Here is a 6,905-nt window from a genome sequence, read left to right on the forward strand (position 1 = left end):
CGTTGACGCACATGGCCACAAGGTCTATACCTATGGTGTCATGTTTGTCCATCTGGAATGCGATTTTCAGCTTGGTACCCACCCCGTCTGTGGAGCTGACCAGCACCGGGTTGGAAATATTGGCCAGGTTCAGGGAAAAAAGTCCGCCGAAACCACCGATTTCACCCATAACACCGGTGCGTGGGGTAGATTTGGCTATGTCTTTTATCCGGTCCACCAGCCGGGTGGCTTTATCGATATCAACGCCGGAATCCGCATATGTTAAAGAGTCATTCATTTCATCTCACCTGTGGAATATAGTAGATCTGTCAATCCCTTTAAAATCATCAATCATACGCCCAAAGGCCGTAAAAAGTCAAAAGCTTTTTGACAAGGGATGCCTGGATGAAGTATTAAGTTGGGTGATTTTAAACACGGGACTATTTTGGAGAAAATACCTTCATGAAAACAATCCATATCGGCCTACTTGGATTCGGTGTAGTAGGGGCAGGCGTGGCAAAATTGCTCAAGGAGAAAAAAGACTTGCTTGAAGCCCGGATCGGTGCCAGTCTGAATTTAAAAACCATTGCTGACCTTGATATTACAACGGACCGGGGTGTTGAATTGACAGGCACCCAATTAATAACCGATGCTGTAACGGTTATCAATGACCCTGACATTGACATTATTGTTGAGCTTATCGGCGGGAAAACCATAGCCAGGGATTTCATCCTTAAGACCCTTGAAAATAAAAAACATGTGGTGACTGCAAACAAGGCGCTTCTGGCAAGTTTTGGTAATGAGCTGGTCGCCGTTGCCGGAAAAAATCAGGTGGATTTGGCTTTTGAAGCGTCCTGCGGGGGATGTATGCCCGTCATAAAAAGCCTGCGGGAATCTTTGGTCGCCAATGACATCCATGGCATGTGCGGAATCCTTAACGGTACCTGCAATTATATCTTAAGCAAGATGTCCCAGGATGGTTCTCTATTTGAGGATGCCCTAAAAAAGGCACAGGAGTTGGGCTTTGCCGAGGCTGAACCATCACTGGATGTGGATGGATATGATACGGCCCATAAACTTGCCATCTTAAGTGCCCTGGCCTATGGTATGGAAATCAACCTTGATGATATTCATGTGGAAGGTATCCGGAACATAGGTCCGGCTGATATCGGGTTTGCAGGCGACTTTGGTTATACCATTAAACTGCTTGCCATCGGGAAAAAACATGAGAACCATGTTGAAGCCCGGGTGCATCCCACCATGATTCACAACTCCAATCCGTTGTCTCATGTGGATCACTCCATGAATGCCATTGCCATTGATGCAGACGCCACCGGGAGAACCATGCTTTACGGTCACGGCGCAGGCATGATGCCCACAGCCTCCGCTGTACTCTCGGATATTGCTGATATTGCCAGGAATATCATTGCCGGCACCCGGCGCAGGGTTCCTACCCTTGGATATCCCGAGGAAAATATTCAAAAAATACCAATTCTACCCATGGCCCAGTTGTCCACCCGGTATTATCTGCGCTTTGAAGCCCAGGATCATCCGGGTGTTCTATCCACCATTTCAGGAATTCTAGGTGAAAACGATATCAGTATTAAATCTGTTCATCAAAAAGGGCGCAATGCCAATGGGCAGGTACCCATTGTGATGCTGACTCACCTGGCCAAGGAAAGTAGGATTCAGGCGGCCCTTGCTAAAATTGTTCAAACCGACTGCGTGGTGGGACAACCCGTTCTTATCCGTATTGAAGATGATGAGACTGAGTAGGGTTCGGTTGTTCTGGGGTATTTATATCCCGATATCCGGGATAAAGGTTGCAGCATAAATAGAATAAATAAGAGAAAAAGGGTTAAAGGAATGAAAATACTTGTTGCAGATCTGGAAGGGGTCTTTTTGCCTGAAATCTGGATTAATGTGGCGAAAAAAACCGGGATTGAGGAACTTAAACTCACCACCCGGGATATCAGCGATTATGATGTGCTCATGACCAAGCGTCTCTCCATACTTGATGAGCATAATCTGACACTTAAGGATATTCAGGATGTCATTGCAGGCCTTGAACCCCTTGACGGCGCAAAGGAGATGTTGGACTGGATCCGGAAACGCACTCAGATCATTATCCTGTCCGATACCTTTGAAGAGTTTGCAGGGCCGCTTATGGAAAAATTAGGCTTTCCTGCACTTCTCTGCCATAATCTTACAGTGGACGCAACAAACCGGATTATCGGATACAATTTGAGAATTGACAATCAGAAAGCCCGGGCCGTCAAAGCCCTTCAAGGTTTGAATTATCATGTTATTGCCTTTGGAGATTCCTACAATGATACCGGGATGATCCTATCTGCAGACCAGGGCTTTTTCTTTAAGCCCCCTGAGTCCATTACCAAGGATTTTCCTGATATTCCCATTACCCGCTCCTATGATGAGCTTCAAGTCATGCTTACCACTCTTCTGGCGAACTGAATGATAAACATTGATAACTTTAAAGCGCTGCGGGTGCTTGTCATCGGGGACTTAATGCTCGATGAGTACCTGTGGGGAAGGGTAGACAGAATTTCACCGGAGGCGCCTGTGCCTGTGGTGGCCGTGGAAAAGACCAGCCATACACTGGGCGGAGCCGGTAATGTGATAAATAATCTTTCAGCTATGGGGGCAACGGTCTTCGCCATGGGTACCGTGGGTAAGGGGCCGGCCGGCCGTGATGTTTTAAAAATGCTTGGAGCCTTGAACGTTGATGTCACAGGGGTGATCAGTGAATCGGACCGGCCTACAACACGTAAAACCAGAATCATTGCCGCCAGTCAGCAAATGCTGCGCATTGACAGGGAAGTCATGCACCGGATCAGTGCCCATACGCTTGAGGAATTAACTCGGATTCTTGCCGGTTACATAGACAAAATGGATCTTGTTATCATTTCAGATTATGATAAGGGCTTGGTAACCCGTGAGCTTGTAGCACGTATTGTTGAACTGGCAAACAAATCAGGCGTAATGACCCTGGCCGATCCCAAGTCCATGGATTTTTCCAAATACATGGGGGTAAGCGTTTTGACCCCTAATAAAAGAGAAGCTGCAATTGCCGCGGGTATGCAGATTCAAACTCCCGAAGAGATGGAAGAGGCTGCAGCAAAGATCATGGCTTTGGCCGGGCTTGAAAAACTTCTTATTACCTGCGGAAAGGCCGGTATGGTCCTTTATGAAACCGGAAAACCGGCTGTCGCTATTGCATCCAAAGCAAGGCAGGTCTTTGATGTGTCCGGGGCGGGAGATACGGTTATCTCTATTTTAGGCCTGGGGTTGGCATCAGGTGCCACGTTTAAAGCGGCTGCCGGGCTGGCCAATCTTGCGGCAGGTATTGTCGTGGCTAAAGTCGGTACCGCAACCGCATCAATTGATGAGCTAAAACAGTGTGTTATGGTTAATGTTTGAATTATATGAAAATTTAACTTGACTCGAAAGCTCCTTTGATCTATATTACTAAATGTTGTTGCGGGGTGGAGCAGTCTGGTAGCTCGNNGTTCAAATCCTTCCCCCGCTACCAAGTATATCAAGGCTCTCGGCGGTTTCGCCGGGAGCCTTTGTTATTTCAGGCAAAGCATTTCCAACCGTATTTCCAACCTTTGGATAGTAAGGCAGGGTAAATGCATGTACACTGCTTTCGATCCAACTACTCCAACCCAGCATGACACCCTTTCAACCGGTTGGGAGTTTTTCCCCCGGCAGGATAATTATGTTCATCCGAAACCCATGTGCATAACCGCCACAAATTTTAAAGAGGATTTAAATCCGGATAAGAATCACCTCAATAAGTTTGATTCATTTATTGAGCCTGAACATCAAGTCTGACACCCAAACCGTTCAGGACACTGACAAGGGTTTTCAATGTCGGATTCCCATTCTTGAAAAGTCGGTAAAGCGTCTGCCGGGTTAATCCGGTTTTTCTTGATAGCTCAGAGATACCGCCTTTCCTTGCCCGGGTGATATAATAGAGGGTCTTCATTACGCTTTTGAAGTTATCTTCTTCGGCAGTTAAATCCTGGATGGAGCTTTTCAGTAAATCTGGGATAAGTTCCGGAGATTCGCGGAGTTGTTCAATAATAAAATCGTCCATGTCTTGCATGGATTCTGTGTTTATCTTTCCAATTCTTTCAGCCATTTTATAGCCCTTTCAATATCTTTATTCTGGCTTGATTTCGTGCCTTCAAGCAACAAAAGCATATCAGGAGATATCATGGTATAATAAATCCTGTGGCCGTCCCGGAATCTGAGGTCTGATACCTTATCCCTCAAATATTTATAGTCTCCAAGGTTTCCTGTGGTTACCTGTGCGAACCGCCGGATTATCTGGGTTTTGGCCTTATTTTCAAGCCCTGCAAACCACTCTTTGAAAATGGATTTACCGTTCTTCTCTGTAATCTTAACTTTTATCTGTGCTGTTTCATTCATGGTTTAAATGTATACATATAATTTACATTCGGCAGAATCCATTGTCAAGTTCCAGCCCCTTTTATTTCCCTTCGCAGCTCCAGGCCGAGTTCTTGCTGATGTGACCACAGAATCTGGAGATTTGTCAGAATTCAACCACTATGGGCTGAAAGCCCATAGTGGTTGAATTCCTGTGAGTTTGCTCACTTTGCAACCCATTTATGCAGAAATGAATCCAGGCAGACCACCATTTTGCAGGTGGGTCTGCGACCGCTTAAACCTTTTGATGCCCAATCTGCATTTTTAATGGTTTTCATGATCCGAGACCCCCTCTGCATTCTCCTTTTTTTATGAAGACAATTTTTCGATGTTATCCTTGAGCTGTCTGATTTCAATACCCAGGCTGACACACTGGCGGCCTTCCATGCAGAGTTCTGCATCTCCGGGTTCCAGAAAGGTTGCCAGAGACTTGTTATCCTTTTTCAAGAGAACCTTCCAACGGCTGTTATCATTGTCATATATAACCTCTAAATCAATTCCGCATTCTCCGATATCCGGGTATACCTGTTCGATTTTCTTGCAGAGTTCTTTTTTATCCATTGATTTCCATCCTTTAATATACAAGTTGTGAATTTGAATCCCAGCATCCTCAGATGCCTTTGACAAACAAGAGACCATCAGTGGGAATTCATCCCGGCTGCAGTGATATCAGATTTTATAAACATTTTCCCGAATCGTCAGCCCGGTTCTTGTCATAAGTGTGGACTTCAGACATGTCCACGGACATTTTGTCCATAGTGCGCTGTCGTTCCTCGTTTTTTTCTTTGACAATGTCCTCATATTGTTTTTATTTCTGCTTGTCTTCTGTTATATTTTTCACCTCCTTTTTTATACAATTTAATCCAATCCAAGTCCCTCATTCTCAGCAGTTATTGGTTTCATCAATCGATCTTTATTTTGCGCAGCCGGAGCGCATTGCCGATAACTGACACGGAACTGAAACTCATGGCTGCCGCAGCAATCATCGGACTCAAAAGCAGGCCGAAAGCCGGATAAAGAACACCGGCTGCAATCGGTACCCCCAGAGAGTTGTATACAAAAACAAAAGGCTCTTGTCGCGTTTTGGGGTCCTATTTTTATGATTATTCATAATGAATTGAAATTATTGGCAATACGTCCAATATTGGAGATCGTAAGCCTTTGCTGTATTTTAAATAAATTCAAATAGTTGGATCAAATACGCCCTTAAAAGACCCTCAAACACGACATGAGCCAAAAAAAAACAGATTCTGTTTGATATGAGTGTAGCCCTTTTCAAGTTCTTTTATTTGAAGTGTCCAAATTTTTTTTAATAGAAAAAAGCTCTCAACCTATCACGTATTGGATTTTATTTTTGCTAACACCTCTGGTGTGGGTTTGGGGAGTCCTGCGATTTTCCATGCCACAAGCGGATCAGGAAACTCTTCATATTGGCAGTTCTTTGATTGACCCACACGTTTGCAGACGGCTCGAACGATTGGAAACGCTTCAAATTTGTTATAATAGTCTCGAAGAAATTTTAATATTTCTATTTTCTCCTTGTTTAAAGGGCATTTTTGAGAAACGCCTTCATTGTGTGCCAAAACGCATGCGATTTCTTCATTCCAAGATTCAAAATCTGTAAGATATCCTTCCTGGTCCATGGAAATAGCTATGTTCTCTTTGTTTATTGTTACCATAGTTGGTCTCCTAAAAAAATGGGGCTTGGTTTTACCTTCACCCACTATTAATCATTTCATAAAATGAGAGATAAAGTTTGCCAAAATATAAGTAGGTTAAAATTGACCTATCAACATTTTTCGATCTTCTGGGCGAAGTTAGAACCAAGCCCACACCGTTCATTATTCATCCTTCCAAAGGATACATTCAACCGGGCAGTCTTCTATCGCTTCGTCAATACATTCTTCGGAACCTCCTTCCTCCATAATGACAAATGCCACGCCCTCCTGGGCGTCAAATCCGAAAACTTCTGGACAAAGCTCCACACAATTTTCACAGCCAATACAGTCTTCCGTTTCAATATATATTTTTTTGCTCATGATATTTTCCTTTCATAAAATCAGTTGAAATATTTCATAAATTGGACCCGTTCAAATACAGCAGGGTTTTCAGATTTGGATTGGCTCAATTTACCACGAAAATCACAAAGAGACTGAAAGTCGGCTACCGACATAACGCGGGACAGCTTGACCCGGTGATGAGAGTTTTGCAGTACCTAAGCCTCATGAACCAGGGGTTCCGAAGAAGCCTTGTTTTAAAAAGGGGGGGGGGCACACAAAACCGCTAAATTTCCTCCGACCTCATTCAAACCCTTGTCAGTTAAGCGTTTCAGAGGTAAAATTGATTTCAGAATTCGTTATTGCCGATTCTATAAGCTCCTGAATATTAATGGTATTTTGATTCAGGCAAAATTCATATTTTCCAATTAAGTCACCAACCTCCGGCAAAGCCGG

The 6,905-nt window shown here is 44.2% G+C and carries 8 protein-coding genes and 1 pseudogene; 3 read left to right on the forward strand and 6 right to left on the reverse strand.

The window, feature by feature from the left end:
* A pseudogene (locus tag B3D59_RS11175) lies at positions 1–277 on the reverse strand (phosphoribosylformylglycinamidine cyclo-ligase); the annotation flags it as partial.
* Positions 278–441: 164 nt separating this feature from the next.
* Between B3D59_RS11175 and B3D59_RS11180 the strand changes: the two are divergent.
* The 3 genes from B3D59_RS11180 to rfaE1 all read left to right on the forward strand — a co-directional run bounded on the left by B3D59_RS11180 (position 442) and on the right by rfaE1 (position 3,417).
* The gene (locus B3D59_RS11180) at positions 442–1,755 is read left to right on the forward strand and encodes a homoserine dehydrogenase (RefSeq protein WP_286819816.1); all 1,314 of its coding nucleotides are present in this window, start codon (positions 442–444) and stop codon (positions 1,753–1,755) included.
* A gap of 90 nt (positions 1,756–1,845) precedes the next feature.
* On the forward strand, positions 1,846–2,451 hold the full coding sequence (gene thrH / locus B3D59_RS11185; protein WP_286819817.1) for a bifunctional phosphoserine phosphatase/homoserine phosphotransferase ThrH: 606 nt from the start codon (positions 1,846–1,848) through the stop codon (positions 2,449–2,451).
* Positions 2,452–3,417: a D-glycero-beta-D-manno-heptose-7-phosphate kinase gene (gene rfaE1 / locus B3D59_RS11190; protein WP_286819818.1), complete on the forward strand. Its 966-nt coding sequence runs from the start codon at positions 2,452–2,454 to the stop codon at positions 3,415–3,417.
* 391 nt (positions 3,418–3,808) lie between these two features.
* Here the strand turns inward: rfaE1 and B3D59_RS11195 are convergent, their stop codons facing one another.
* From B3D59_RS11195 to B3D59_RS11215, 5 genes are all read right to left on the reverse strand, one after another.
* A complete protein-coding gene (locus B3D59_RS11195) occupies positions 3,809–4,144 on the reverse strand; it encodes a DNA-binding protein (RefSeq protein WP_286819819.1) in 336 nt (111 codons plus the stop codon).
* Positions 4,120–4,434, reverse strand: a complete 315-nt coding sequence (locus B3D59_RS11200) for a type II toxin-antitoxin system RelE/ParE family toxin (RefSeq protein WP_286819821.1) — start codon at positions 4,432–4,434, stop codon at positions 4,120–4,122. The genes B3D59_RS11195 and B3D59_RS11200 overlap by 25 nt, the downstream gene beginning before the upstream one ends.
* A gap of 327 nt (positions 4,435–4,761) precedes the next feature.
* Positions 4,762–5,013, reverse strand: a complete 252-nt coding sequence (locus B3D59_RS11205) for a hypothetical protein (protein WP_286819822.1) — start codon at positions 5,011–5,013, stop codon at positions 4,762–4,764.
* Positions 5,014–5,786: 773 nt separating this feature from the next.
* Entirely contained in the window at positions 5,787–6,131 is a 345-nt protein-coding gene (locus tag B3D59_RS11210; RefSeq protein ID WP_286819824.1) for a TusE/DsrC/DsvC family sulfur relay protein, read from the reverse strand.
* Positions 6,132–6,293: 162 nt separating this feature from the next.
* Positions 6,294–6,491 (reverse strand): ferredoxin, encoded by a 198-nt coding sequence (locus B3D59_RS11215; protein WP_286819825.1) that lies wholly within the window; start codon positions 6,489–6,491, stop codon positions 6,294–6,296.
* Positions 6,492–6,905: the final 414 nt, after the last annotated feature.

Source organism: Desulfobacter sp. UBA2225, from assembly GCF_002348205.1.
In the GTDB taxonomy this organism is placed as follows: domain Bacteria; phylum Desulfobacterota; class Desulfobacteria; order Desulfobacterales; family Desulfobacteraceae; genus Desulfobacter; species Desulfobacter postgatei.

What these genes read in the sequence shown, in the direction of transcription:
- thrH (WP_286819817.1), top strand. Translation starts at nt 1,846, where the DNA reads ATGAAAATACTTGTTGCAGATCTGGAAGGGGTCTTTTTGCCTGAAATC.
- B3D59_RS11180 (WP_286819816.1), top strand. Translation starts at nt 442, where the DNA reads ATGAAAACAATCCATATCGGCCTACTTGGATTCGGTGTAGTAGGGGCA.
- B3D59_RS11200 (WP_286819821.1), bottom strand. Translation starts at nt 4,434, where the DNA reads ATGAATGAAACAGCACAGATAAAAGTTAAGATTACAGAGAAGAACGGT.
- B3D59_RS11210 (WP_286819824.1), bottom strand. Translation starts at nt 6,131, where the DNA reads ATGGTAACAATAAACAAAGAGAACATAGCTATTTCCATGGACCAGGAA.
- B3D59_RS11205 (WP_286819822.1), bottom strand. Translation starts at nt 5,013, where the DNA reads ATGGATAAAAAAGAACTCTGCAAGAAAATCGAACAGGTATACCCGGAT.
- B3D59_RS11215 (WP_286819825.1), bottom strand. Translation starts at nt 6,491, where the DNA reads ATGAGCAAAAAAATATATATTGAAACGGAAGACTGTATTGGCTGTGAA.
- rfaE1 (WP_286819818.1), top strand. Translation starts at nt 2,452, where the DNA reads ATGATAAACATTGATAACTTTAAAGCGCTGCGGGTGCTTGTCATCGGG.
- B3D59_RS11195 (WP_286819819.1), bottom strand. Translation starts at nt 4,144, where the DNA reads ATGGCTGAAAGAATTGGAAAGATAAACACAGAATCCATGCAAGACATG.